This is a genomic window from Clostridium sp. OM05-5BH (genome assembly GCF_003481505.1).
GTDB lineage: Bacteria > Bacillota > Clostridia > Lachnospirales > Lachnospiraceae > Otoolea > Otoolea fessa.
This window is the reverse complement of record NZ_QULJ01000005.1, coordinates 122,409-147,994: the sequence shown is the minus strand read 5'-3', so window position 1 is coordinate 147,994 and position 25,586 is coordinate 122,409. Positions and strand designations below refer to the sequence as shown.

Genomic DNA, 25,586 nt, shown 5'->3' with positions numbered 1-25,586 from the left:
CTTCACTTTTCCATGCTGGAAACTGGATTTTTATGTTTCTCTGTTACAAAGTGTTTTTCTGCATCTGACACCCTGTATCTGTGAATTTTTCGTTTTTACTCTCTTCGTCCAAGCAGCTTCTCTTTCCGCCCGATCATCTCATCGATCCGGTCGATATACTGCTCAACTTCCTTGACGTTCTCCGCCCTCTCAATCCGGTTTTCTGCCGGGAAATAAACCTTGGTAGTCGTTCCCGCACCGCAGGCGGCGATCGTCTGTTTTTCTTCCATAATCAATATATTATAGAGACATTCCTTGCCCGGAACCGCATAACCGACATTTTCAAAATTGCCCGCCATATTTTTCTGGCGGTAGAGATAGTACGGTTTCAGTCCCATCTCCTCGGCATACTGCGCGGTCAGGTCAATCATCTCCTGTGTATTGACAATCTTCAGATTTCCGTAGCGCTCCTTATAGATATTCAGGCGCGCCGCGCGCTTGATCGCCAGCGAATGCACCGTCACGCTGTCCGGTCTGAGTGCCTTGATCTCCTCCATTGTCTGGCGGACATCGTCGATCGTCTCCTCCGGCAGACCCACGATCAGGTCCATATTGATATTGTCAAATCCCAACTCCCGCGCCAGCAGGAATTTTTCCTTCACATCCTCCACCGTATGACGGCGTCCGATGAGGTCAAGCGTCGCCTGCTTCATCGTCTGCGGATTGATGGAAATACGGGAAATGCCGTGATTCCGGAGCACCTGCAGCTTTTCGCGCGTGATGCTGTCCGGACGTCCCGACTCAACGGTAAATTCAACTGCCTGTTCCACCGGGAATAATTCTTCCACCTTTGTCAGGATCTCATCCAGATCCTGCGGATTTAACGAGGTCGGTGTGCCGCCTCCAAAATAGATGGTCGAAAGCGGGCGATCCTTCATCTGCTCCGCCACATATTCCATTTCCTTAAAAAGCGCCTCTTTGTAGAGGTCCATCCGTTTTTCCCATTTCACAATCGGAAACGACGTAAACGAACAGTACAGGCAGGTCGTCGGACAGAACGGGATTCCCACATACAGGCTGTACCCATTCTCATAATCGATCGTGGACAGCAGGCGTCTCTCGCGCTCTGCCACGTCGATGCTCAGATCGATCTTTTCCTTGCTGGTGAAATACGTCTCGCGCATATAGGTCTCGATCTGCTCGTCCGTCCAGCCATCATACAGCTTCGTGAGCGCAATCTTCGTCGGACGGATGCCGGTAAGCGTCCCCCACGGAAGCTCTCTGCCGGTCTGGACACTCAAAAGACGGTATAACGTCTGTTTGATCTCATTTTTCGTCTCAAAACGGTTGGAAAAATCCGGATAAATCAAAGCAAAGTGAACAGCTTCTTTCTTCACCGGCGTCACATCCAGTGAAAACGAGTTTCCGTCCCGGACTCCCCGTACAATCAGCTCCGCCTCCCCGGCTTCCTCTTCCTTGTGCGTAAATGTCTCGCCCGGATAAAATGCCATCAGGAGCTCACGGATATCCTGTTCAAAGGACGCGTCATTTAACAAAATCGCTATCATGCTTCGCGCCCCCTGTATCCTGCCAGCGGATTGTACTGTTTTTCGTCGGCGATCGTCGTATATCCCATGTGTCCCGGATATACATTCGTATCATCCGGCAGGTTCAGAAGGATATCTGCCACCGAATGAATCATCTGACGTCCGCTTCCAGTCGGGAAATCGATGCGTCCGTAAGAACCTTCAAATAAGGTATCTCCCGAAAACAGCACCTTCTCTGATTTTACATAATAACAACAGGAACCTTCCGTATGTCCCGGTGTATGAAGCATCTGGAACGTGTAGCCCGCTGCCTCGAACGTCTCTCCATCCTTCAAAAGCATATCCGCTTTCAGATGCAGACCGCCGCCCTGAAACTGGACGGACAGGTTCTTATCCGGATCCGCCAAGACCGCCTGCTCCTGCTCACAGGCATAGACCGGCACGCCCAGATCCCGTCTCAGCTCTTCCATCGCCGTCACATGGTCAAAATGTCCATGAGTCAGCAGAATCGCCTTTGCCTTCGCTCCGGTCTGCGCCAGTGCATCCTCGATCCGCGCCGCCTCATCGCCCGGATCGACAATCACAGCTTCTTTCGTCTCCGGATGCACCGCAATATAACAGTTCGTCTGGACCATTCCCACGATCAGCCGTTTTATCTCCATCTTTTCCTCCTAATAATATGTGAAACTTTCACAGGGTGTAAGTACCTGTGAAATATAGAGAGAACCGCTTATCCGGCAGTTCTCTCTATATCTAATACTCCTTCAATCTGTCTGAGTTTATCAGATAATTTATTTAATTCCTCAATTCCGTGAATATCGAACGTCATGACGATCGTCGCCTTGCCCTGCTTGCTTGTCCGCACATTCATCGAGGTAATATCGATCTGGCGCTCGGTAAATACCTTGGAAATATCCACAAACATACCGATGCGGTTGTTCGCATAGATCTTGATTTCGGTGGAATATTTTTCCGTGCCCGTCTGTGCTTCCGGCTGCTGCCACTCGGCTTCAATCAGGCGCTCACGCTCTTCCTGCGGCAGATTCATCACATTGATGCAGTCCGTCCGGTGGATCGAGATACCGCGTCCCCTTGTGACAAATCCGACGATCTCATCGCCCGGAACCGGGCTGCAACACTTCGAAAAACGAACCGCCAGATCGTGGATTCCCTTGACAACGATACCGCTCTTCGACTTCCCGGCTGCGATCACCGGAACCTTGTTTCCATCCGACGCCATGTTATCGAGGATCGTCGTGTCGGTTACTTCCTTCTTTAACTTCTTGTTGCGCTCATCCAGCATCTTGTTGATGACCTGTCCCTCTTTGAGGGCGCCATGTCCGATCGATGCCAGAACGGAATCCCAGTCACGGTACGCATAGCGCTTCATGACCTTTTCCATATATTCCGGTTTATTTAACTCTGAATAATTGATGTCCTTCGCCTTACAATATTTATCCAGAAGCGCACGGCCGCGCAGGATATTGTCCTCTTTCAGCTCGCTCTTGAACCACTGGTTGATCTTATTCTTCGCCTGTGTACTCTTAACCAGTTTCAGCCAGTCGCGGCTCGGTCCCTTGGAATTCTGGGAGGTAATAATCTCGACACGGTCACCATTTTTAATGACATAATCGATGTTGACCAGTTTTCCGTTGACACGGGCACCAACCATCTTGTTGCCGACCGCACTGTGGATCGAATACGCAAAATCGATCGGGGTGGAACCGCTCGGCAGGTTCTTGACATCACCCGTCGGGGTAAAGCAGTATACATCATCCGTAAAGAGATCCAGATCACTCTTTAAGAGACTTAAGAACTCTTTATTATCGGACATATCCCGCTGCCATTCCAGGATCTCACGCAGCCAGGAAAGCTTTGCCTCGGCGCTGTCGATCGCCGCCTTGCTGCTGCCGCTCTCCTTATATTTCCAGTGTGCCGCGATACCATACTCAGCGGTACGGTGCATCTCATAGGTGCGGATCTGAATCTCAAACGGCTGTCCACTGCTGCCAATCAGAGTCGTATGCAGCGACTGGTACATATTCGGTTTCGGCATGGCAATATAATCTTTAAAACGTCCCGGAATCGGTTTGTACATCTCATGGATGACACCGAGCGCCGCATAACAGTCTTTCACGCTCTCCACGATAATCCGGACCGCAAAAATATCATAGATTTGATCCAGCGTCTTGTCCTGGTTTACCATCTTTTTATAGATGCTGAAGAAATGTTTCACACGGCCGTCTACCTTGGCTTCGATGCCCGCATCGTCCATATGTTTCTTGACTTCATCCATAATCTTATGGATAAACGCCTCCCTGGTGTCCTTACGGAGCGCCAGTTTTTCGGACAATTCTTTGTAAACCTCCGGCTGGAGATATTTGAGAGACAAATCATCCAGCTCGGTCTTGATCTTGGAAATACCGAGACGATCAGCAATAGGCGCGTAGATATCCATCGTTTCACGCGCCTTTTCTTTCTGTTTTTCCGGCTTCATATATTGAAGCGTCCGCATATTGTGCAGACGGTCTGCCAGCTTAATCAGGATAACCCGGATGTCCTTCGCCATCGCTAAGAACATCTTACGCAGGTTTTCCGCCTGAATCTCTACTTTATCGATCGTCCACGAGATCTGGGTCAGCTTGGTAACGCCGTCTACTAAAAGTGCTACCTCCTCGCCAAAGATCGCCGTGATCTCCTCCTCTGTCATGACCGTATCTTCCACGACATCGTGCAGGATACCTGCCACCAGAGTCTCTTTATCCAGCTCCAGATCCGCCAGAATGATCGCCACACAGAGCGGATGAATGATATACGGTTCACCTGATTTACGCCTCTGGTCCTTATGTGCGTCATACGCGATCTGGTACGCTTTCTCAATCATGCTGATGTCATCCGACGGATGGTACTTGCGAATGGCGGCAATCAACTCATTATACAGTACCTCCGGACTCGTAAAATCCGCCGGCGCTTCAATTTCCTGATCCAGCTTTTTTATTTTATCCAAATTTCCCATATATGCCTCCTGACCCTTCCGTAGATAACTGAAACGCCTGCCGTTCGGAATCCGGAAAGCGGTTCACGCAAATGAAATAAAATATTATATAGAATACCCCTATTATACGAATATTTGACAAAAAATGCAACGGCAAACTATTTTGTTACTGTTCACGCATACATGCCCAGTAACGGAATTTGCCGTGGCTTCGCATTTAAATACGGCAAATTCCTGCTGTCGCCACGTTTTCTTACGGCACTTTCGGTTCCAAAAGTGCCTACCCGTGAACCGTTATCTATTTCCCCTCATAGGTAATTAGGGCATCCACCGCATATCCGTTCAGTTTTTCGCGTCCCTTTAAGCCTGCCAGCTCCATCACGCAGCAGATTTTTACAACCTCGCCGCCCATCTTCTCGATGAGCTTGACAATCGCCTCGGTCGTTCCGCCGGTTGCGATCAGGTCGTCAACGATAACTACCTTCTGTCCCGGTTTAATGGCATCCTCATGCATCTCCAGAACCGCGCTGCCATACTCCAGATCGTAGCTTACAGATACCGTCTTGCACGGCAGTTTGCCTTTCTTGCGGATCGGCACGAATCCCTTGTGCATCGCATATGCAACCGGCACGCCGAAAATAAACCCGCGGGACTCCGGACCAACCACGATATCATAATCCACACCCTCTAAGGATTTCTGGATTCCGTCGATCGCAAGCTGCAGTCCGTCTGCATCCTGTAAAATCGTAGTAATATCGCGGAAAATGATACCCGGCTCCGGGAAGTCCGGAATGCTTCTTACATATTCTTCCAGCTTTTTCATGATTTTAACCTCTTTTCTATAAATTTTGTATCTCAATTTCTCAGTTTCAAATCGCCATCCGGCTCTTTTTCCACCGTTCTTCTCATTTTTGCAGAAGTTTTCCCCTGCTTCTTCTTCCTTATATACATAGAAGCCACAATCACCGCCAGCACAAACAGCGCACCTCCGCTGATCAGCAGTCCCTCATGCAGTCCCTGCGGATAATACCTGAGTTCCACCGTATGGGTTCCCGCCGTCAGTTCCACGCCGGTAAATGCCTTCCAGACCGGACGCGTGATAGCTTCTTTTCCATCCACCGTGACCGTCCAGCCCTCGTCATACGGGATCGTGAGGAACAGCGTTCCGCCCTCGCCCGCGTCGATCGTGCCCTTCATCGCCTCCTCGCCCAATGTTTCCAGTTCAAATGGATGCTGGTTGAGGCGCTCATAGAGCGCACGCAGCCCGGCTTCGTCAAAGCGGTACGCGCTCGCGTCCATGCTTCCGACACTGTCATTGCTCTCCAGCAGAATCAATGTGCCTGCCTTCACATATCCAGTTTCCACCAGATACCCGCGTTTCAGCGTATCAATACTGCGGCTCTCCCCGCCGACATCCAGTTTAACCGAATCAATCTGACGGTTTGCGACACTTATATAATACTCCCCATCTTCCGGTGCTGTAAAGGAAAAACGATTCCCCTGCTCCTCCCCGTCCGTGAAAATCAGGCACTCCGGCACGCCCAGCACATCCGATAAATCGTTCTGGACATCCGCTGGCGAAGAAAGATCGCGTTTCCAGCCCGTTTCTACTATGTCCGGCAGGATAAAGCCGAGCGGCAGCGTCCACGGATTCTCATAGAGGTACGTGTCACCTGAAAATGCATAGAGCGACAGGCGCGGATTGTCCTGCTTGCCCTCATAGAGTGCATATTTGATTGAAAATAACGAATCCACCAGCGGCGTACTTCCCACGATGCTGTATGCGTTCGTCGAACCTTCGCAGCCCATCTGTTTGAAGAAATCCGTCATCCCGGCATTTGCCACCGATGAAAACAGAGATACGGATGGAAAATGCATCCACGCGCCATCATTTTTCGTGCGCGCATTCGTTTTATCAATCCGGTAAAATTCCGTCTTTTTGAGCGGCTCTGTCACCGCTGCAACATCCTGATTGTCTGCCACATAATCAGTCCGGCTCGTCGTCGGAATACTCGTTGCCGCCATATTGGCAAGCGCCTCCACACTTACCAGCGCCATCGCCAGAAGCGCCGCCGTGAACGCGAAATGTTCTTTATTTTGATAGAAATAAAAGACGCCCAGATACAGCAGCAGAAGCACCACTGCCACATACCAGACAACCGGCTCAAACGCATCGTCCGTCACCAGCTTTTCTGCCAGAATCACGTAGCCAATCGCGGCGGATGTCACCCCGGCAAACTGCCGTTTGGATATTTCATCCAGATATAGATACGCCCGGAAACACATCGTCAGCACCAGCGCGATATAGATAAACGACTGGCGGCACGGCAGGCTGTTCGGATAATGGAAGCCATGCCAGATAAAATTCAGCACGTTGAATGAAAAGCTGGCATAGAAAAAGAGCAGCAGTACACCGTACACCACCTTTTCCCGGATCGCAATCCGGCGGTTTAAGAAATACAGTCCCATAAAAATATACACTGCCACGCCGCAGTAGAGGTTCGGCCAATGGTCGAGTCCCGTCTCCACCTGTACATTTCCGATGTGCCGTGCGATCATGTCAAAGATCGGGAAGTAGATTTCCAGCGTAGTCGGAAAATTAAAATCCCCCGATGCCGTACTCTGAAGCGCCGCAATCTCCGGCAGAAGCACCCCCGCCGCCAGCGCGCCCGCCAAAAGTGAATACATGCCAAACAGGAAAAAGCTGTGCAGACAATCTTTCCACCCTGACCGTTTCTCCAGAAACAGGAGCGCCACATAGTAAATCATCATGAAAAGGCATATCATAATTGATATATAGTAATTGGACAAGATTGAAAGTCCCAGCATCAGGCAGTAAAAAAGCCCTTTTTTTTCGCGCACCAGCCGCTCCAGGCCGTGCAGGATCAGCGGCAGCAGCACGATGCAGTCCAGCCACATGATATTCCAGCTATACGCCGCCATATAGCCGGACAGCGCATAGAATACGCCGAAATAGCACGCTCCAAACTTCTGCGAACCCGTGTGCTTTTTCAGATACCACGCCATCAAAAGACCCGCCAGACCGCTCTTGAACACGATCATGTAGGTCATAAATTCGATAATCAGGGACGACGGGCATAACAGCAGCAGCCAGTTGAACGGGCTCGCCAGATAGTACGCATAGAGCGCGGCAAAGTTTACGCCCATGCCGACATCCCAGCTGTAAAGCAGGCTCTCGCCACTTAAAAGCTTATGCCGGAATTCCGAGAAAAATGGCGCATACTGGTGGTACATATCCGTCCGCAGGAAGCTTTCCTGCCCAAAAGGGAAAATACCGCGGTATGCAAAAATCAGTATCAAAATCACCACCGGCAGGAAAAATGCCGCCAGGAGATCATCCGACGGACGGAAAACCGCAGCCAGGCGGCCCATTCCGCGGGGTGATTTCGCTGGTTCATCCCACTCATCTAATTCATCTAATTCTTCCTGCTCCCAGTCATCATCATTCAACTCATTAACGACATCTGCTCTGGACTCTGAAAGTTTAGATTTTCTGGCATCTTCTTCCTGTCTCCAGGCCGGCATTCGTTCAGCGCGTCTCATATCTGTACAGGCGGTCTCCGAATCCACGTCCGCACCTTCCCGCTCGTTCTCATACTCCTCTATTTTCCCCGTTGTTTCCGCTCCCGTAAGCTCCCTGAGTGCTTCTTCCAGTTTACTGGAACTTTCGTCTCGTTCTCTTTGCTCCATCTTCCCTCCATCCAGAATCCTGTTCAGGCGGCGTTTTCTCTACTCTTTCCGGCTTTTCCGGTCTGTCTTCAGCATCCATTTCCGCTGTCATTTCCCCACACAGCCCTATTTCGAGGATTCTTTCTTTTTGAAAATAAATAATTTACTGCAAATATAATTCAGCACCAGCGAGATCGCTGATACCACAATCTTACAGATCATATCCTGTTTGATTCCCATGCCGTCTACCATCACGATCATCGCCACATACGTGAACACCGATGTGAGAATACGGCAGGAGAAAAACGAAGCCATTTCCTTAAGAAGATATAACGGGCGGAAATTGTAGCTTCGGAATACCCAGATCTTGTTTGTCACATATGCAAACAGGATCGCCGCCGCCTGACAGCAGATCGTCGCCATACGGTAGTTCATGCCGTTGTGGCGGAAAACCGCATAGGAAATCCAGTCCACCAGCGTCGTCAGGACACCAAATATCAGATACGATATCGTCTCCCTGTTTACAAACTTTCCCCAGAGCAGGGATAATTTTTCCTTTATCATCACTTTTTCTCCGAAAAAAGAATTGTATGGGCAGCGGTCCTTCGACATCCCCATACAATTCCTGTACTTTCTGTAACACACCGGACTCTGATCCGGCAGTTTTATGATTGAAACGTAACTGTCTTCTGCATTTACAGTTACTCCTGCTATTACATTTCCTCTAACAGCTTGTTTACGCTGACCAGCTTCACGCAGAGAGTGAAGAGCTCAGTTGCAATGATCAGATCCTGCAGCGGCGGATAGGACGGAGCAATACGGATGTTGCGGTCTTCCGGATCCTTGCCATATGGATAAGTTGCACCGGCTCCGGTCATAACAACGCCTGCTTTCTTGCACTTCGCAACGATCTCCTTCGCACAGCCGTTCAGGGAATCAAAGGAAATGAAGTAGCCGCCGTGCGGTTTTGTCCAGGTACCAATCTCCAGTCCGCCTAACTCGCGGTCGAGAATGTTCTCAACAGCCTCGAATTTCGGACGCAGGATGTTGGCGTGCTTTCTCATGTGCTCTACCATGCCGTGGATATCCTTGAAGAAACGCACGTGGCGGAGCTGATTCACCTTATCATGACCGATAGTCTGGATCTTTAACTGCTTCTTGATATCGTCCAGGTTGTTGTGGGAAGTTGCGATTGCCGCAATACCAGAACCCGGGAAGGTAATCTTGGAAGTTGAAGAGAATTTGTAAACCATATCCGGGTTACCGGCTTTCTTACATTCTGCCAGAATCTCCAGCACATGATCCTGCTCATCGTCATATAAATGATGGATACCGTATGCATTGTCCCAGTAGATACGGAAATCCGGAGCAGCCGGATGCATGCGTGCCAGACGGCGTACCGTCTGATCGGAGTAGGAATTGCCGGTCGGGTTAGAGTACTTCGGAACGCACCAGATTCCCTTTACGGTCGGGTCGGTTGTCACATACTGCTCTACCAGATCCATATCCGGACCATCTGCGGTCATCGGAATGTTGATCATCTCGATGCCAAAATATTCAGTAATGGAGAAATGTCTGTCATATCCCGGTACCGGACACAGGAATTTAACCTTGTCAAGCTTGCACCACGGGGTATTTCCCATAACGCCATGAGTCACAGAACGGGAGATGGTGTCGTACATTACGTTCAGGCTGGAGTTTCCATAGATAATGATATTGTCAGCCGGAACCTCGATCATATCCGCTAACAGCTCCTTCGCCTCGCTGATACCGTCCAGACCGCCGTAATTGCGGCAGTCTGTCCCATCTTCGCAGGTCAGATCACTGTCGCTGCTCAGTACGTCCATCATTCCCATCGATAAATCAAGCTGCTCTGCACTTGGCTTACCGCGTGACATATCCAGCGTCAGATTCTTGCCCTGAAACTCCCGGTACTGATCGCTCAGATCACGCTTAAGTTCCAGAAGTTCTTCTTTCGTCATCTCGCTATAAGGCTTCATCCTTCAACATCCTCCTTGTTTCTCTTATTTATTTCATCATAATTTCATGGTCTGCTTTTCATCCAGCTCCCCTTGTTCAAGGGTTCGGAGCATCTCATCTAAGCATCGTTATAATAATAACATAGGTACAAAGGGCATGACAAGCATTAATTTGTTATGTCAGCACATAAAATTTGTTATATGGTACCGCTTGGTTTTTCCGATTCGGTGCATTTCACGGACAGCAAATTATAATAAAAACATGATGTTCCCCCTTCTTTCATATATTTATGAAAATATATCTTTCAGGTCACATCATGTTCATTCATTTTCCCATGCATTTTGTTCCATCACGTTTCCGGCACATCATTTCCCCGCTGCTGGTTCCCGCCCTGTTTGCCATCGCTTTCTTCGCCGGGCAGACTGCCGCACATTTCCTGCGCCGTCCATCCGGGCACACGGTTTCAGCGCCTGTTATCGCCTGTGGCTCGCTCCCGCCTGCCTTTGATTCCGGTTCGATTCCGGTTTCCGCAGATGGAAACTGGGGACTTGGATTTCCCAGTCCAGGGCAGACACCGGTCGGCAATGCCTCCGCCGACACTTTAAAAAATTTTGATGCTTTCTATGTAGGCGATACCTCCAAGCCCGTCATCTATCTGACCTTCGACGCCGGATATGAAAACGGCTGCACACCTGCCATTCTGGAAGCACTGAAAAAACACCATGTCCCGGCAACCTTTTTCGTCGTCGGCAACTATCTCGAAACCAGTCCTGAACTGGTAAAACAAATGATCGCAGAGGGTCACACCGTCGCCAACCACACGTATCACCATCCCGATATGTCCCGCATTTCCGACAAAGCAGCATTTGAAAAGGAGCTGACTGCCCTGGAAACACTCTACCAGTCCGTCACCGGGCAGACAATGAAAAAATATTACCGTCCGCCGCAGGGCAAATACAGTGAATCGAACCTGCAGATGGCAAAGGAGCTCGGCTACAAGACCTTTTTCTGGAGTCTCGCCTATGTGGACTGGATGCAGGATCAGCAGCCATCCAAAGAAGAAGCATTTTCCAAGCTTCTGACGCGCATCCACCCCGGCGCGATCGTCCTTCTGCACAGCACTTCGCAGACCAACGCTCAGATTCTCGATGAACTTCTGGCAAAATGGGAGGAAATGGGGTATCAGTTCGGGCAATTAGATGAATTATAAAATTATACCAGCAGCATTTTCCGGATAAACGAAAGGATCGCGCCTCCGATGCTGCAGAACAGCAGAAATCCGTGGTTCGCATTGATCGCCTCCAGCGCCGCATAGCCGCCGTCCACAATCGGCTGTAAGCTGCCCGCATTCTTCGGCATCAGGTACGCTGCCGGACCGGCTACTAATACCAGAACAAGGATGATTATAAACGGGATAAATCCGCGCCCCGTATCGTATTTTTGCAGCCGTACTTTACCACCCGCGTGCTTGCCTGACAGAATCCACAGGCACCAGATCGCGCCCATCAGTACCAGAAATACGCCAATCCCTACATAGAGTCCCAGACCATAATTTTCCTCGGTAATCATAGTTCCGATATAACCCAGATCGTCGCCGCCATACCGAAATGCCTTCGCATTCGCCCAGGTGATTCCCGCCATCAGAAGAAAACTGGCTGCCTGCATCACGCGCGCCATCAGCACAACCACGCCAGTTACTCCGGCTGCCGTCACATCCAGCACGGACGGACCGTCATTTGAGTCACTCTGCGTATGCGCCTCACTGCGCTCCGCCGCCCGTCTGGTGCGCTCTGCCTCCCGGGACTGGCGTTCCAGTTCCCGCTGGTGGCTGCGCTCCATCCGGTTTTTCTGACGCTCTGAGCGCTCCCGCTCCGACTCCAGAGCATGAAGGCGTTTTTCCATCTGCTTCTGCTGTTTTGCATCCCGCTTATCCTCTTTCGCGCTGGAAGAAGAACGTCTCGCGTCCTGTCGTCTGCGCGATGCCGCTTCACGGTCACGGCGGGCATCCTCCTGTGCCTGGGATTGGCAGCGTTCATTGTCGCGGCGCTCTTCCTCACGCTTCTGTGCGTCCTGACTCTGGCTGCTCCGCTTTTCCTGACTGTTTCGTTTCGATCCAGAGCCTGATTCCGCCTTTTTCTCATCCGATTCCATCCGAGCTGGATTCCGCTGTTCTGAATTACCGTCGTCATAGCTATTTTCCGGCTTTCTTCCCACCGTTTCCTGTTCTCGGCGTACTGTATCATTTACAAGCGGAGTTCCGCAGTTACTGCAAAAATTCCCAACTGCTTCCTGTCCGCATTTTGGACACTTCATTCTATTTTCTCCTTCCTCCAAACGATTCTTTCCATCCATTTCCGCACTCATTTCTGGCATTTGAAACGCATTTAACCAATGTACATTTTTTTTACACAGCCAGAACTTTATTTCCTATTTCCCATGCCCAGCTGCCAGAACGCCACTGCACTCGCTGCTGCCACGTTGAGCGAATCCACACCGTGTGACATCGGGATTTTCACGGTGTAATCGCACGCCGCGATCGTCGATGCCGCCAACCCGTCACCCTCGGTTCCGAGAATGATTGCTAATTTTTCTTCCTGCGAAAGCGCCGGATCCGCGATACTCACGGAACGGTCACTGAGCGCCATCGCCGCCGTGAGAAATCCCAGCTTCTTAAGCGTTTCCATACTGTTCTCCGCCCAGTCGCCCTTCGGAATGTACGTCCACGGCACCTGAAACACTGTTCCCATACTGACACGGCTTGCGCGGCGGTACAGCGGGTCACTGCATCCCGGTGTCAGAAGCACCGCATCCATAAAGAGCGCCGCCGCTGACCGGAAAATCGCCCCCACATTCGTAGGATTTTCTACATTCTCAAGAATCGCGATCCGTCTGGCATCTGCACAGATTTCCTCGCTCCCCGGCATTTTCTTCCGTTTCACCGCACACAGCATCCCGCGCGTCAGTTTAAAGCCGGTCAGGCGCGTCAACACATCAAATGGTGCCGTAAACACAGGCACTCCCGCACACTCCGGGCGTTCCAGAATCTCCCGCCCTTCTGTCTCAATATGGCGTTCTTCCATCAGAAAAGAAACCGGCTCATATCCCGCGTCGAGCGCCCGCCCGATGACCTTCGGGCTTTCCGCAATGAAAAGACCTTCCTTTGGTTCATTATAATGAAATAACTGCCCCTCGCTCAGCCGGGCGTAGATATCCAGCTCCGGCGCTTCCAGGGTTGTAATTGAAATATGATTCATTCTGCTTTTCACCTTTTTAATATGGTTTTCATGTTCTATCGAGTATACCACATTTCTTACAAAAAGGAAGTGCTGATTATGGACGCTGACATGAAATCATTCCTCTATTCTGCCGCATTCTATCATCCTCTTTCCGATTTCGTTCCTATTTCCATATAAATCTATCTTCGGCAAAAGATTGCGATTTGTCACATTAAAAATGGCAGCAAATAAAACGGTTTCAACAATAAATTTTCCTCTTTCCCCACATCTTTCTGTGACAGCAAATATAGGTTATGCACATTCCTTGAATATTTTCTGTAAGACTCTCGGATTGACTCATGTTTTCCCATTCCGGAAGACTTTATTTCAAAAGCATTTATTTTGCAACACACTTTTTAATGGCATTTTTATGAAATTTCATAAAAAATGCACCTTGGCACATTCTTTATGAAATAATAAAAAAAGAGCAGCAAAAGCTGGATTTACACTCGTTTGCTACTCGTTTCGGTATTATTATATTTCCTGTTTTAAAAAAAGTCAAACCAAAAAATCACCTGTCGGAAACAGGAATTCTGGTTATTGGTTCACGGGTAGACACTTTGGGAACCGGCACTCCCACTCTCCGCTTCAACGCCTCAATATACAGTCCCGCAAACCGTCCCGGTGTCACGCGATTGTGGGTAATGTAACCGATCTCCATATAATCGTCCACATCAAGCGGAATCGCTACAATATTCGGTCCGTTCAGTTCCTCATTGATGACACCGCTGCAGATCGTATACCCATTCAGCCCGATCAGAAGATTAAACAGGGTCGCGCGGTCGGACACCAGAATGTCCTTGCGGCTGTCCAGCGTGCTGAGGATCTCCTCGGAGAAATAAAAGGAATTGTGCTCGCCCTGCTCATAGGACAGACGCGGATAAGGTTCCAAATCCGACAGGGTGATAGAACTGCGGCTTGCAAGCGGATTGGCCGCACCGATAAATACATGCGGTTTTGCCATAAAAAGCCGCGTAAATTTGAGGTCGTGTTCCCGCAGCGTCTTGCGGATCACCGTCTCGTTAAAACGGTTCAGATACAGCACGCCAACCTCGCTCCTAAGCTTCGCCACATCCTCAATCAGCTCATACGTCTGCGTCTCGCGGATACGGAAATCGTACTCTTCTCCGCCGTACTCGCGGATCAGATCGACAAACGCCTCAACGGCAAAGGAATAGTGCTGGGTGGAGACACAGAACTGACGTTTCTGCGGCACAGCGCCAAAATAGCGCTCCTCGATCAGGTTTGCCTGCTCGATCACCTGTCTCGCATACCCCAGAAATTCTTCCCCGTCCGGGGAAATCACCACACCCTTGTTCGTGCGAGTAAACAGGGAAAATCCAATCTCATGCTCCAGTTCCTTGATCGCCGCCGTGAGGCTCGGCTGTGCAATATAAAGTTTTTTTGCTGCCCCGCTGATGGTTCCGGCTGCCGCCACCTCCACCACGTATTTTAACTGAAGTAATGTCATGCCCTGTTCTCCATTCTTACTGATTTTCTGTCATTTCTTTCTGAACCGCATCTGCCACAAAATTACATCAGGCTCAAATCCGCCTCTAACGCACTTAGTCCACAAATTTTTCCGTCTCTTTCAGACGAACCAGCGCTCTCGCCATCGCCGCGCGGGTGCTGTAATACTCGGAAATGCTCTGTTTCTGGCGCAGCCGCTCTTTCGCACGCTCTAATGCCTCCTGCGCCCGGAGCCGGTCGATCTCCTCCGGTTTCTCGATCGTATCTGCCAGCAGCATAACACGGTTGTTGGCGATCTCGCAAAAGCCCTGTCCGACGACTGCTGCCTCCCACGGACCGTCCTCTGTCGTCTGGAAACGCATTTCTCCCGCTTTGACTGCCACAATCTCACTCTCATGGTGCGCCATGACAGCCATCTCACCGTCCACCGCCGGAAGGATCAGACAGTGGCAGACTCCCTCATAGAATGTCCGGTTGCTGGATATGATTTTTACATGAAAATCTGCCATCCGTTCCTACGCCTCCTGTTTCTCTAAATTCTTCGCCTTTGCCACTACATCTTCGATCGTTCCGACATTGAAGAATGCTGCCTCCGGGTACGCATCCATCTCACCATCCAGAATTGCCTTAAAGCCCTTGACGGTATCCTTTAACGGCACATACTTGCCCGGTACGCCGGTAAAGTTTTCCGCCACATGGAACGGCTGGGATAAGAAGCGCTGTATCTTTCTTGCGCGGCCGACGGTCAGCTTATCTTCCTCAGACAACTCGTCCATACCCAGAATTGCAATGATATCCTGCAATTCCTTGTATTTCTGCAAAATCTCCTGCACCCGTCTGGCCGTCTCATAGTGTTCTTCTCCGACCACATCCGGTTCCAGAATACGGGACGAGGATTCCAGCGGATCGACCGCCGGGTAGATACCCTGTTCTACGATCTTTCTGGAAAGAACCGTAGTCGCATCCAGATGGGTAAAGGTAGTCGCCGGTGCCGGATCGGTTAAATCATCCGCCGGTACATAGACTGCCTGGATTGAAGTGACCGAACCATCTTTCGTCGAGGCAATCCGCTCCTGCAGCTCGCCCATCTCATTCGCTAACGTTGGCTGATAACCAACCGCCGACGGCATACGCCCAAGCAGCGCTGAAACCTCCGAACCTGCCTGTACATAACGGAAAATATTATCGATAAATAGTAACACATTCCGGTGCATTTTGTCACGGAAATATTCTGCCATCGTAAGCCCGGTCTCTGCAACTCTCATACGAGCTCCCGGCGGCTCGTTCATCTGTCCAAACACGAGCGCTGTCTTTTCCAGAACACCGGATGCCTTCATCTCACTCCAGAGGTCATTGCCCTCACGGGAACGCTCACCGACACCCGTAAAGATAGAATAACCGCCCTGCTCCATCGCAATATTCCGGATCAGCTCCTGAATCAGGACTGTTTTTCCGACGCCCGCGCCGCCAAACAGACCGACTTTTCCGCCCTTGGAATACGGCGCCAGAAGATCAATAACCTTGATGCCCGTCTCCAGAATCTCCGCGACCGGGCTCTGATCCTCAAATGGCGGCGGATCCCGGTGAATACACCAGTGCTCCTCACCATCCAGCTTTTGTCCTCCATCTACCGTCTCACCTAAAACATTAAACAAACGTCCAAGCGTCTTTTCGCCAACCGGAACGGAAATGCCTTCTCCCGTCGGTGTTACCTTCATGTCACGGCTCAAGCCCTCGCTTGCCGACAGCATGATGCAGCGGACGATATTATTTCCCATGTGCTTGGCAGCTTCCATCACACACGTCTTTCCCTGATTTTCTACTGTGAGCGCGTCCCGGATCTCCGGAAGGGGACCGCTCTCAAATTTCACATCGACAACCGGACCGGAAACCTGGACAATCTTGCCTTCCGGCAGGCTGGTTTCGGTCTTTTTTGTCTTTGCCGCCTGTTCTCCCATCACACTCTCATCTCCTCTTCTCGTTCTCGTCTCTGTGCAGCCGCGCCGCCGCATACTTCGGTGATCTCCTGTGTGATCGCCGCCTGCCGCGCCCGGTTGTACATCGTATTCAAATCTTTTAAAAGTGCATCCGCATTATCCGTCGCCGCATCCATCGCCATCATACGGGCATTCTGCTCGCTGCAGAACGACTCAACCAGCGCGCCGTAGATAAATCCGGCTACATAGTTCGGAACGATCGCATTCATCGCTTCCTCCGGCGTTGGCCGGAGGGAAAACTCCTCCAGCCGCACATCGACCGGAATCGCCATTCCATGCATATCCGGCTTGGTAATCGGAAGCACTCTTTTATCCTTCGCCACACTCTGCATCACATTTTCCATTCTTGTATACAGGACATGGATCTCATCCAAATCACCCGACAAATATCGTTCCAGAAGCATTCCAGCAATCCACCTTGCCCGGTTAAACGTCGGATCCTGCGCCGTATACTGGAAATTTTCTTCAATCGGGATGTGCTGGGAGGCAAAAAACTGCCGCCCCGTCTCACCGATGACAAACAGATGTACCTCGCGGGAAGGATCCTTTAAAAATGTATCCGCCATCTTCATGATGTTATGGTTATAAGCACCCGCCAGCCCTTTATCGCCGGAAATAACCAGCAGCCCCGTTTTCTTCGACTGGTGCCCTTCTTTTTCAAAATAGGGACTTTCCATGTTCGGCAGATGCCTCTGGATACGCCGGATGACATTTTGCAATGCATAGAAATACGGCTCCGTCTCTGCCAGTTCTTTTCTGGCTTTCTTTAATTTTGTCGAAGATATCAGGTACATCGCATTCGTGATCTTGCGCGTATCCTGAATACTCCGGATCCGGTTCTGGATCTCTCTGAGTCCTGCCATCTTCCATCACCGCCTTACTGCTTATCCGGTTTTGCATCCGCTGCTGCCTCCGGCGCATTTCCCTGTGCTTTCAGGAATTTTGCCTTGTACTCGCCCACCGCCTTCGCAATCTCTCGCTGGATATCATCGCTGAGTGTCTTCGTCGTGCGGAGTGCATCGCCCACCTGCGGGTAGAAACTTCTCATATATTCGTAGAGCCCGCCCTGGAATGCTTTCAGCTTTTCCTTCGGAATATCTACCAGCAGATGGCTCGTTGCCGCATACAGAATCACAACCTGCTCTTCCATCGAGAGCGGATGCTCAAGCGGCTGTTTTAACAGCTCCATCAGACCGCTGCCGTAGGCAAGCTGTGCCTTGGTTGCCGGATCCAGATCGGAACTGAACTGTGTAAATACTTCCATCTCGCGGTACTGTGCCAGGTCGATACGTACGCTTCCGGCTGCCTTCTTCATCGCCTTGGTCTGCGCTGCGCCGCCGACACGCGATACCGAAAGCCCTACATTGACCGCCGGGCGCATGCCCTCGAAGAACAGCGAACTTTCCAGGAAAATCTGTCCATCTGTGATGGAAATAACGTTGGTCGGGATATACGCCGACACATCGCCCGCCTGTGTCTCGACAATCGGCAGCGCTGTGATTGAACCACCGCCCAGCTCATCCGAAAGCCGCGCCGAGCGCTCCAGCAGACGGGAATGCAGATAGAATACATCGCCCGGATATGCCTCACGTCCCGGAGAACGTTCCATCAGAAGAGACAGTGCACGGTACGCAACCGCGTGTTTCGATAAATCGTCATAGACAATCAGAACATCTTTTCCCTGATGCATGAAATATTCTGCCAGCGCCGTTCCTGCATACGGCGCGATATACTGTAAGGACGCCGGATCACTCGCCGTCGCTGCCAGCACGATGCTGTACTCCATCGCCCCGTGTTTTTCCAGTGTATGAACCAGTCTCGATACCGTTGAAGCCTTCTGACCGATCGCCACATAGATGCAGATCACGTCTTTTCCCTTTTGGTTCAGCATCGTATCTACCGCGATCGAGGTCTTACCGGTCTGGCGGTCACCAATGATCAGCTCACGCTGTCCGCGTCCGATCGGGAACATCGAATCGATCGAGAGGATACCGGTCTCCATCGGGGTATCAACTGACTGACGCTCGATAATACCCGGCGCCGGTGATTCCACCGGACGGTATCCGGCTGCCTCAATCTCCCCTTTATTGTCGATCGGATTGCCCAGCGCATCTACAACACGCCCTAAAAATCCCTCGCCAACCGGTATACCTGCCATCTTGCCGGTCCGCATCGCGCGGCTTCCTTCTCCGATGGTGTTCGCATGTCCAAAGAGGATGCAGCCGATCTCCTTCGACCGGATATCCTGTACCATGCCTCTCACATCGCCGTCAAACGCCACAATCTCACCGTACATCGCATGGTCGATTCCATCCACATAGGCGATGCCGTCGCCCACCCGGCTGACCGTACCGATCTCACGGGCTGAAATGTCGATTCCATCCAGATTTCCTTTCAGAATCCCGATGATTCCCTTCTGGGTAAGGAAATCACCCGAATCCGGCTCTTTTACCAGATTCTTTAATTTATCTGCCAGTGCCCGTTTTCTTCCCTCCGTGCTCCAGTCATATTCCTCACTTCCGACCCGGAGGATAAAACCACTTCCAAGCTCCGGCTTTTCTTCCTTCACAATCCGGAGTTCCCGTCCCGGATATTTCTCCGAGAGAAATTTCCGGATTCCGGCTGCCTGTTTTTCATCCGGCTCTTTGACATATTCCAGCACACAGCGCAGATATTTATCCGGCTTTTCAAACGTCTCCGCTTCCTTAATCAGATCCGGCATCATTTTCATTGTCTGATCCTGTGCCAGCACCTCGATGATTCCCCGGACTGCCAGCGGAAACAGGCTACGAACCAGATCTTCCCGCTTCTCACGGGTCAAATCCGGATTTTCAAGCTCTGCCGGAAGCTGCGGTGTCGCAGCCAGTATCTCAGCCGCATGCTGCAGATCATCGACAGAAATCTTCTGCCTCTTTATTTCTTGTAAATAGACATCAAGTTTCTTCATTCTCCGTCGTACCCGCTTTCTTCAAAAACTCATCATAAAGAGCGCTGTCATCCGACTTCTTGTTCATCGAACCAGCCGCCGCGTCCAGAACCAGCGACAAAATTTCATGCTTCGCCTGTTCGAGCATCTTATCCTTCTCCCGGCGTGCATCCTCGCCCGCCTTACGGATGACTTTATCTGCCTCTTTCTGGGCGTTTTCAATCAGCTGGCGTCCTTCCTCACGTGCACTCGCACGCGCCGCATCCAGCACCTTGTTTTTCTCTACTTCTATTTCATCCTGGCAGGCTGCGTATTTCTCTTTCTCCGCCTGCGCTTCTTCCTGCATCTTTTTCGCCTCATCATACTTTTCCTGAATGGCTGCATTCCGTTTATCGATCACTTTGTTGATCGGCTTAAAGAGGAAAATACGGATAATTGCATACCAGATTAAAAGGTTGATGATCGTAAAAACCAGGTTGATGTCCAACCGTAACATAGCCTTGCCCCACCTTTCGTTTTCTATCGTATCAGCTTAAAAGAATAATAATCAAAAGGGCAATAACGAAACCATAAATAGCAGTTGCCTCGGCAAGTGCCGCACCTAACAATAGAATCTTTGTGATTTTTCCCTCTGCCTCCGGCTGTCTTGCGACTGCCTCAGTCGCCTTAGATGTGGCGATTCCGATACCAATTCCGGCTCCTGCGCCTGCAAGAACTGCCAGACCTGCTCCGATTGCAATGATTGTACCCATAATAAAGTCTCCTTTTTGTAATTTTCTATTTCTCTTCTATTACTCGATTGATTCCTTGATAAAAAGCCCTGTCAGAAAGACAAATACATACGCCTGAATCAGACCGTCAAAGATATCAAAGTAAGCGCTGAACAATACCGGAAGCCCTACCGGAAGGATGTATTCAATCAATTTCATGATGACGAACGCGCCCAGCACGTTTCCGAACAGTCGCATACACAGCGACAACGGTTTGATAAATACCTCCATGATATTGATCGGTGTCACGATGGCGATCGGCTCTGTAAAGCTCTTTAACCATCCTTTTAAACCTTTGACCCGAATCCCTGCTGTCTCAATCAGCACAATACTCATCAGCGCCAGTGCTGCCGTGACGTTCAAATCCTTGGTTGGCGGCTTGAATCCCAGTATACCAAGCAGGTTCGCCACGCCCAGATACATCAGCACGGATGTCAGATACGGCGCATAGCCTTTTCCTTCCTCTCCGAGGATTCCCTCGCCGATGCCCTGCAACCACGTAACAGCGTTCTCCAGAAGGAGCTGTCCGCGTCCGGGATGTTCAACTTTCAGACCGTGCGTCACAATCAGTGAAACCACGAGCACCACTGCCATCATGATCCATGTAACCACAACGGATTCTGATATGCCGATCCCGCCAATTGTAAAGGCTGTCTCACAGTTCAATTCCTTGATCAGGGTCGCACCCAGATCTCCCATACTGTCACTTCCTCTCTCCGGGTTGTTCTCCCGCGGCTGCCCCGGTTATTTTTCTTTCATTTCCCGATGCCGCCACGTGTTCTAGTTACTGTTCACGCATACGTGCCCAGTAACGTTTTCGCCTGTGTCTCCACATTCTTCCCGTCTGTTCCCGATCTTACTCCCGGAAATACAAATGGTAAAATTATATTTTTTTCCTATATCCATAGATAAAATGAATGGTGATAATTATTGGTAATCGTTATTGTGGCTGGACATTTCTGGAAAAATACGATAAAGTGTGACTATATTTGGTAAATACACGTACAGATATAAAATCAGATAAACACTGTTTCAATCAGGCAGAAACAGTCCGACATACAGAAAGGATTTCAACTACATACATGGACATCAGTTTCGACTACTACAAGGTTTTCTATGAGGTGGCTCGATGCCAGAATATTACCCAGGCGGCTTTGAATCTCTGCCTCACGCAGCCAACCGTAACAAAATACATTCATAATTTAGAAGATATGCTTCAGTGCAAACTTTTCAACCGCTCCCAAAAAGGCGTGACCCTGACCGATGAAGGGCGGATCCTGTTCCGCCAGATCAACCGTCCCTGCCAGCAGATGGGACGAGCAGAAGAGCTTTTAAAAGAATACACGAACAGTCAGAGCGGCAAGGTTTCGATCGGTGCGAGCGAGCTGACAATGCGCTTCTTTCTGCTTCCTTATATTGAACAATTCCAGCAGCGTTTTCCGAATGTGACCGTGCAGATTCATTCCAACTCTGCGCCGATCACTGCTTCTTCCTTAAAGGCCGGGGAAAATGACTTTGCCGTCATCATTTCTCCGATCCACGAGATCATGAAGGAGCTGGATCTGGTTCACGTGATGCCGGTTTCCGAGTTCCAGGACATCGTCATCGCCGGAAACCGTTTTTCCGAGCTGCAGAACCGCACACTCTCCCTTGAAGAGCTCTGTATGCACCCACTTGTCAGCATGGAGTCCGGCACGACGACGCGGCTTTTTTGGGACAATCTCTTTGAGGAACAGGGGCTGGATCTGCACCCGAGCATCGAAGTTTCTTCCAACGACCTGATCGCCCCGACCGTCTCCCACAATCTGGGAATCGGCTTTGTTCCCTCGGAATTTGCCCGGAACTACCTGCTCAACTACCGCGTGTTCCAGCTTCACCTAAATATTACTATCCCGAAGCGCCAGATCCTCGTCCTGCAAAACCCGATGCGCCCGCTGACGCCGGCGGCACAGGCATTTCTGGATATGCTGAAACAGCCGGTGCAGGAAAGTATAGGGAATGGACAGCCGGTCTTGTTACACCCATAGGGATTTTCACTAAAAATACCCTGTCGGTCGGATTTTAATGCTCCTGACAGGGTATTTTTGTTTGTAATCTACAAGCTTCTAACCTCTTCATATAAATGAAAGTGATTTTTTCTAAATTCCAGAAGCCCTTCCCGCTGCATTTTCCCCAGCTCTGCCGACAGCGCCGACCGGTCCACGCCCAGATAGTCGGCGAGCTGCTGGCGATTGAATGGGATATCAAATCTCTCGCTCTCATTTTTTACCGCCTGATCGGAGAGGTATGACAAAAGCCGTCCCCGGATGGATTTCGACGATGTATTGAAGATTCGGCGGGACAGCTGCAAGTTTTTCTGCGCCGAGATTGCAAGCAGGTTGCGGATAAGCTGCGTGTGATGTCCGCAAGAATTGGGACACTGCGACAGCATTTTTCCAACATTTAAAAACAGCACTTCCGTCACCTCCGCTGCAAACACATCGACCAGCAGCTTTTCCCCCGGCACGCACGCATATGTCTCCGCAAAAATCTGTCCCGGTTCTACCCGGTCTAGAATGCTGCGGTTGCCCCACAGATCATCGTTGACAATCATCACACTTCCGTGCATCACCACACCCAGAGATGTGACCGTATTCCCCGCGCGATAAATCATTTCTTCTTTTTCATAACTGCGTTCCTCCGCCCCCAGACAGGACAGCATCTCCCCGATTCCGGATTCGCCCGCGCCTCGAAACAGGGGGCTGCGGCTTAGAAGCTGCATTTCGAAAGGAGTTAAATTCAGGCTGGCGCCCGTTTTATAGTTTGATGCCATATAGATGTTGACCTTTCTGTTTTAACTAAGTGTTCTTATTATATCAAATATTTTTATATTTTTCTGCAATCTGATTTCCCGTTCTTGCACATCCATGCAACTTCTGCGATAATAGAAACATTCCTATATCAAATGAAGCTTTAAACCAGAAGATTTATCGGACAAGATATTTACATAAAGAGGAGACTTTCAAATGATCGAGCCAAACCAGCTTCTTCAGACATATATCCGCCAGTATCAGGCGGCAAGCAAGAAAAAAAGAAAGACCAGTTCCCGCCCCCGCGATCTGAGCGAGCGGACCAACCGGCTGTTTAAAACACTGAAACGCACCAAACCGACACAGGTCACCAGCCTCTCGCTGGAGGAATGGCACCGCCAGATCAAAAATCTGTCTTATTTTGCGTACCGTTCGCACAACGATGCTGTCACAAAGCTCATTGAAACCAGCCTGCTGCCACAACTCATCCGCCTGGATGAGGCAATGTTTCTGCCCGCCCAGCGCGATGATATTTCCGTGGATTTTCTGAATTATCTGGAAACAGAATTGGATGGTCAGCTCTGCACGCAGACACTTCTGGAGCTTTACCAGATCTATAAGCGCTACGTCATCCAGTATAAAATCATGGATCTCGTCCCATCCCGCCCAGAGCTGGAATTTCCGGAGACTATGGCGATGAACCGCCGTTTCATTCTCCACATCGGACCGACCAACAGCGGCAAAACATTTCACGCGCTGGAACGCTTAAAAACAGCGAAAAAGGGCACTTACCTCGGTCCGCTGCGCCTTCTGGCGCTTGAGGTATATGAAAAAATGCACGACTGCGGCGTTCCCAGCACCATGCTGACCGGTCAGGAGTGTATCGCCGACGATGACAGCCGGATCACAGCTTCGACGATCGAGATGGCAGATTTCTCGGAGGAATACGATATTGCCGTGATTGATGAGGCACAGCTGACCGCCGATCCAGACCGCGGGCATTGCTGGACAAAGGCGATTCTGGGGCTGAAAGCTCACGAAATCCATGTCTGCATGAGTCCCGCCGCTGAATCTGCTGTCACACACCTGATCCATCTGTGCGGCGACAGCCTTGCCATCTGCCGGTATCAGCGCAAAACTGCGCTCATCTGTGAGGACACGCCATTTTCCTTCCCGGAAAGTGTTCTTCCCGGCGATGCACTCGTCGTATTTTCCAAAAAATCTGTGCTGGATGTGGCGGGCCGTCTGGAAGAAGAAGGTATCAAGGCAAGTGTTATATACGGAAGCCTGCCGCCGGAGATCCGCCGCCGCCAGATGCAGCTTTTTACCAGCGGCAAAACCAAGGTGGTCGTCGCCACCGACGCGATCGGCATGGGACTCAACCTGCCTGTCCGGCGTATCGTATTCGTCCAGACCCAGAAATTTGACGGTACCACCCGGCGCGGTCTGACTGTACCGGAGGTCAAGCAGATCGCCGGGCGCGCCGGACGCTTCGGACTCTTTGACACCGGCTACGTCAACGCGATGGGGCAGGAATCCCTTGATTATATCCGGGAACAGCTTACTCAGGAGGAAGAACCAATCGAAAAAGTCAGCCTCGGTTTCCCACAGATTCTCCTCGATCTGGACGAGCCGCTGGACGTTATCATCAAAGTCTGGAAATCCGTTGAGCCGACGCCTCCGTTTGAAAAGGTCAGCGTCGATGAGATTTTAAGCCTTTATGCGCAGGCAGAACGCTACAGAGACGATATCTACGGATTCGATGACAAACGGATTCTCTACCGCATGATCAGCTGTCCGATCGATATCAAGGATCATCAGGTTGTCCTGCAATGGCTGCGCTACTGCAAGGATTACCCGGCGGACAAGCGCCTGAAACACCCGGACAAAGGCGCCGGCTCCAAGCTGGGGCTGCAGAAATACGAAACATATTACCGCAAGCTCGACCTCTACTACCAGTTCTCCCACCGTTTTGACAAGATCATCGACGAGGACTGGCTCGAACAAGAACGCAGCCGCACTGAAGGCACGATCATGCAGTATTTGTCCAAGGGCAAAAAAAGCTACATCGCCCGCTGCCAGCGCTGCGGACGGATGCTGCCGGTTGGATATCCGTTTAAGATTTGTGATCCGTGTTTTCGTCACAGTTCCATTATCGCTTAGCCCCT

21 protein-coding genes are annotated in these 25,586 nt (G+C 50.6%); 3 read left to right on the top strand and 18 right to left on the bottom strand.

Translation table 11 applies throughout. From position 1 onward, the window contains the following. Positions 1–95 precede the first annotated feature (95 nt). The 7 genes from hemZ to DXB70_RS08370 form a co-directional block, all read right to left on the bottom strand. Positions 96–1,547 (bottom strand): coproporphyrinogen dehydrogenase HemZ, encoded by a 1,452-nt coding sequence (gene hemZ / locus DXB70_RS08400; RefSeq protein WP_118673131.1) that lies wholly within the window; start codon positions 1,545–1,547, stop codon positions 96–98. Then, positions 1,544–2,188 (bottom strand): MBL fold metallo-hydrolase, encoded by a 645-nt coding sequence (locus DXB70_RS08395; RefSeq protein WP_022359324.1) that lies wholly within the window; start codon positions 2,186–2,188, stop codon positions 1,544–1,546. The genes hemZ and DXB70_RS08395 overlap by 4 nt, the downstream gene beginning before the upstream one ends. A gap of 68 nt (positions 2,189–2,256) precedes the next feature. Then, the gene (locus DXB70_RS08390) at positions 2,257–4,542 is read right to left on the bottom strand and encodes a bifunctional (p)ppGpp synthetase/guanosine-3',5'-bis(diphosphate) 3'-pyrophosphohydrolase (protein ID WP_022359323.1); all 2,286 of its coding nucleotides are present in this window, start codon (positions 4,540–4,542) and stop codon (positions 2,257–2,259) included. Between the two features lie 277 nt (positions 4,543–4,819). Further along, a complete protein-coding gene (locus DXB70_RS08385) occupies positions 4,820–5,344 on the bottom strand; it encodes an adenine phosphoribosyltransferase (protein ID WP_022359322.1) in 525 nt (174 codons plus the stop codon). 32 nt (positions 5,345–5,376) lie between these two features. Then, positions 5,377–8,232, bottom strand: coding sequence for a YfhO family protein (locus tag DXB70_RS08380; RefSeq protein ID WP_118673130.1), 2,856 nt, complete (start codon positions 8,230–8,232; stop codon positions 5,377–5,379). Positions 8,233–8,337: 105 nt separating this feature from the next. After that, the gene (locus DXB70_RS08375; protein ID WP_118673154.1) at positions 8,338–8,775 is read right to left on the bottom strand and encodes a GtrA family protein; all 438 of its coding nucleotides are present in this window, start codon (positions 8,773–8,775) and stop codon (positions 8,338–8,340) included. A 149-nt stretch (positions 8,776–8,924) separates the two neighbouring features. Further along, on the bottom strand, positions 8,925–10,211 hold the full coding sequence (locus tag DXB70_RS08370; RefSeq protein ID WP_117796177.1) for an aminotransferase class I/II-fold pyridoxal phosphate-dependent enzyme: 1,287 nt from the start codon (positions 10,209–10,211) through the stop codon (positions 8,925–8,927). Between the two features lie 296 nt (positions 10,212–10,507). Here DXB70_RS08370 and DXB70_RS08365 point away from each other — a divergent pair, with 296 nt between their 5' ends. Next, positions 10,508–11,401 carry a polysaccharide deacetylase family protein gene (locus DXB70_RS08365; protein WP_233430199.1) on the top strand — a complete coding sequence of 298 codons (894 nt, stop codon included), beginning with the start codon at positions 10,508–10,510 and terminating at the stop codon, positions 11,399–11,401. Positions 11,402–11,403: 2 nt separating this feature from the next. On the opposite strand, the gene DXB70_RS08360 is transcribed toward DXB70_RS08365, so the two are convergent. The 10 genes from DXB70_RS08360 to DXB70_RS08315 all read right to left on the bottom strand — a co-directional run bounded on the left by DXB70_RS08360 (position 11,404) and on the right by DXB70_RS08315 (position 21,328). Beyond that, positions 11,404–12,504, bottom strand: coding sequence for a zinc ribbon domain-containing protein (locus DXB70_RS08360; RefSeq protein ID WP_118673129.1), 1,101 nt, complete (start codon positions 12,502–12,504; stop codon positions 11,404–11,406). A 107-nt stretch (positions 12,505–12,611) separates the two neighbouring features. Next, a complete protein-coding gene (locus tag DXB70_RS08355) occupies positions 12,612–13,445 on the bottom strand; it encodes an RNA methyltransferase (protein WP_118673128.1) in 834 nt (277 codons plus the stop codon). Between the two features lie 532 nt (positions 13,446–13,977). Continuing rightward, positions 13,978–14,937 (bottom strand): LysR family transcriptional regulator, encoded by a 960-nt coding sequence (locus tag DXB70_RS08350; RefSeq protein WP_107000515.1) that lies wholly within the window; start codon positions 14,935–14,937, stop codon positions 13,978–13,980. A gap of 94 nt (positions 14,938–15,031) precedes the next feature. After that, positions 15,032–15,445, bottom strand: a complete 414-nt coding sequence (gene atpC, locus DXB70_RS08345; RefSeq protein ID WP_118673127.1) for an ATP synthase F1 subunit epsilon — start codon at positions 15,443–15,445, stop codon at positions 15,032–15,034. Between the two features lie 6 nt (positions 15,446–15,451). Beyond that, positions 15,452–16,852, bottom strand: a complete 1,401-nt coding sequence (gene atpD, locus DXB70_RS08340; RefSeq protein WP_118673153.1) for a F0F1 ATP synthase subunit beta — start codon at positions 16,850–16,852, stop codon at positions 15,452–15,454. A gap of 41 nt (positions 16,853–16,893) precedes the next feature. Next, a complete protein-coding gene (atpG, locus tag DXB70_RS08335) occupies positions 16,894–17,796 on the bottom strand; it encodes an ATP synthase F1 subunit gamma (RefSeq protein WP_107000517.1) in 903 nt (300 codons plus the stop codon). A 14-nt stretch (positions 17,797–17,810) separates the two neighbouring features. Further along, positions 17,811–19,880: a F0F1 ATP synthase subunit alpha gene (atpA, locus tag DXB70_RS08330; RefSeq protein WP_118673126.1), complete on the bottom strand. Its 2,070-nt coding sequence runs from the start codon at positions 19,878–19,880 to the stop codon at positions 17,811–17,813. Then, a complete protein-coding gene (locus tag DXB70_RS08325; RefSeq protein ID WP_118491621.1) occupies positions 19,867–20,355 on the bottom strand; it encodes an ATP synthase F0 subunit B in 489 nt (162 codons plus the stop codon). Before DXB70_RS08325 ends, atpA begins: the two co-directional genes overlap by 14 nt. Before the next feature lie 31 nt (positions 20,356–20,386). Further along, positions 20,387–20,611, bottom strand: coding sequence for an ATP synthase F0 subunit C (gene atpE / locus DXB70_RS08320; protein WP_022359062.1), 225 nt, complete (start codon positions 20,609–20,611; stop codon positions 20,387–20,389). 39 nt (positions 20,612–20,650) lie between these two features. Next, positions 20,651–21,328 (bottom strand): F0F1 ATP synthase subunit A, encoded by a 678-nt coding sequence (locus DXB70_RS08315; RefSeq protein ID WP_107000520.1) that lies wholly within the window; start codon positions 21,326–21,328, stop codon positions 20,651–20,653. 383 nt (positions 21,329–21,711) lie between these two features. On the opposite strand from DXB70_RS08315, the gene DXB70_RS08310 reads away from it, so the two are divergent. Further along, a complete protein-coding gene (locus tag DXB70_RS08310; RefSeq protein WP_118673125.1) occupies positions 21,712–22,656 on the top strand; it encodes a LysR family transcriptional regulator in 945 nt (314 codons plus the stop codon). 68 nt (positions 22,657–22,724) lie between these two features. On the opposite strand, the gene DXB70_RS08305 is transcribed toward DXB70_RS08310, so the two are convergent. Then, entirely contained in the window at positions 22,725–23,390 is a 666-nt protein-coding gene (locus tag DXB70_RS08305) for a Crp/Fnr family transcriptional regulator (protein WP_181357208.1), read from the bottom strand. 244 nt (positions 23,391–23,634) lie between these two features. On the opposite strand from DXB70_RS08305, the gene DXB70_RS08300 reads away from it, so the two are divergent. Further along, positions 23,635–25,581 carry a DEAD/DEAH box helicase gene (locus tag DXB70_RS08300; RefSeq protein ID WP_118673124.1) on the top strand — a complete coding sequence of 649 codons (1,947 nt, stop codon included), beginning with the start codon at positions 23,635–23,637 and terminating at the stop codon, positions 25,579–25,581. Positions 25,582–25,586 lie beyond the last annotated feature (5 nt).

Bases quoted from the DNA above. Each gene is read 5' to 3' on its own strand.
- hemZ (WP_118673131.1), bottom strand. From the start codon at position 1,547: ATGATAGCGATTTTGTTAAATGACGCGTCCTTTGAACAGGATATCCGT.
- DXB70_RS08395 (WP_022359324.1), bottom strand. From the start codon at position 2,188: ATGGAGATAAAACGGCTGATCGTGGGAATGGTCCAGACGAACTGTTAT.
- DXB70_RS08390 (WP_022359323.1), bottom strand. From the start codon at position 4,542: ATGGGAAATTTGGATAAAATAAAAAAGCTGGATCAGGAAATTGAAGCG.
- DXB70_RS08385 (WP_022359322.1), bottom strand. From the start codon at position 5,344: ATGAAAAAGCTGGAAGAATATGTAAGAAGCATTCCGGACTTCCCGGAG.
- DXB70_RS08380 (WP_118673130.1), bottom strand. From the start codon at position 8,232: ATGGAGCAAAGAGAACGAGACGAAAGTTCCAGTAAACTGGAAGAAGCA.
- DXB70_RS08375 (WP_118673154.1), bottom strand. From the start codon at position 8,775: ATGATAAAGGAAAAATTATCCCTGCTCTGGGGAAAGTTTGTAAACAGG.
- DXB70_RS08370 (WP_117796177.1), bottom strand. From the start codon at position 10,211: ATGAAGCCTTATAGCGAGATGACGAAAGAAGAACTTCTGGAACTTAAG.
- DXB70_RS08365 (WP_233430199.1), top strand. From the start codon at position 10,508: ATGTTCATTCATTTTCCCATGCATTTTGTTCCATCACGTTTCCGGCAC.
- DXB70_RS08360 (WP_118673129.1), bottom strand. From the start codon at position 12,504: ATGAAGTGTCCAAAATGCGGACAGGAAGCAGTTGGGAATTTTTGCAGT.
- DXB70_RS08355 (WP_118673128.1), bottom strand. From the start codon at position 13,445: ATGAATCATATTTCAATTACAACCCTGGAAGCGCCGGAGCTGGATATC.
- DXB70_RS08350 (WP_107000515.1), bottom strand. From the start codon at position 14,937: ATGACATTACTTCAGTTAAAATACGTGGTGGAGGTGGCGGCAGCCGGA.
- atpC (WP_118673127.1), bottom strand. From the start codon at position 15,445: ATGGCAGATTTTCATGTAAAAATCATATCCAGCAACCGGACATTCTAT.
- atpG (WP_107000517.1), bottom strand. From the start codon at position 17,796: ATGGCAGGACTCAGAGAGATCCAGAACCGGATCCGGAGTATTCAGGAT.
- atpA (WP_118673126.1), bottom strand. From the start codon at position 19,880: ATGAAGAAACTTGATGTCTATTTACAAGAAATAAAGAGGCAGAAGATT.
- DXB70_RS08325 (WP_118491621.1), bottom strand. From the start codon at position 20,355: ATGTTACGGTTGGACATCAACCTGGTTTTTACGATCATCAACCTTTTA.
- atpE (WP_022359062.1), bottom strand. From the start codon at position 20,611: ATGGGTACAATCATTGCAATCGGAGCAGGTCTGGCAGTTCTTGCAGGC.
- DXB70_RS08315 (WP_107000520.1), bottom strand. From the start codon at position 21,328: ATGGGAGATCTGGGTGCGACCCTGATCAAGGAATTGAACTGTGAGACA.
- DXB70_RS08310 (WP_118673125.1), top strand. From the start codon at position 21,712: ATGGACATCAGTTTCGACTACTACAAGGTTTTCTATGAGGTGGCTCGA.
- DXB70_RS08305 (WP_181357208.1), bottom strand. From the start codon at position 23,390: ATGCAGCTTCTAAGCCGCAGCCCCCTGTTTCGAGGCGCGGGCGAATCC.
- DXB70_RS08300 (WP_118673124.1), top strand. From the start codon at position 23,635: ATGATCGAGCCAAACCAGCTTCTTCAGACATATATCCGCCAGTATCAG.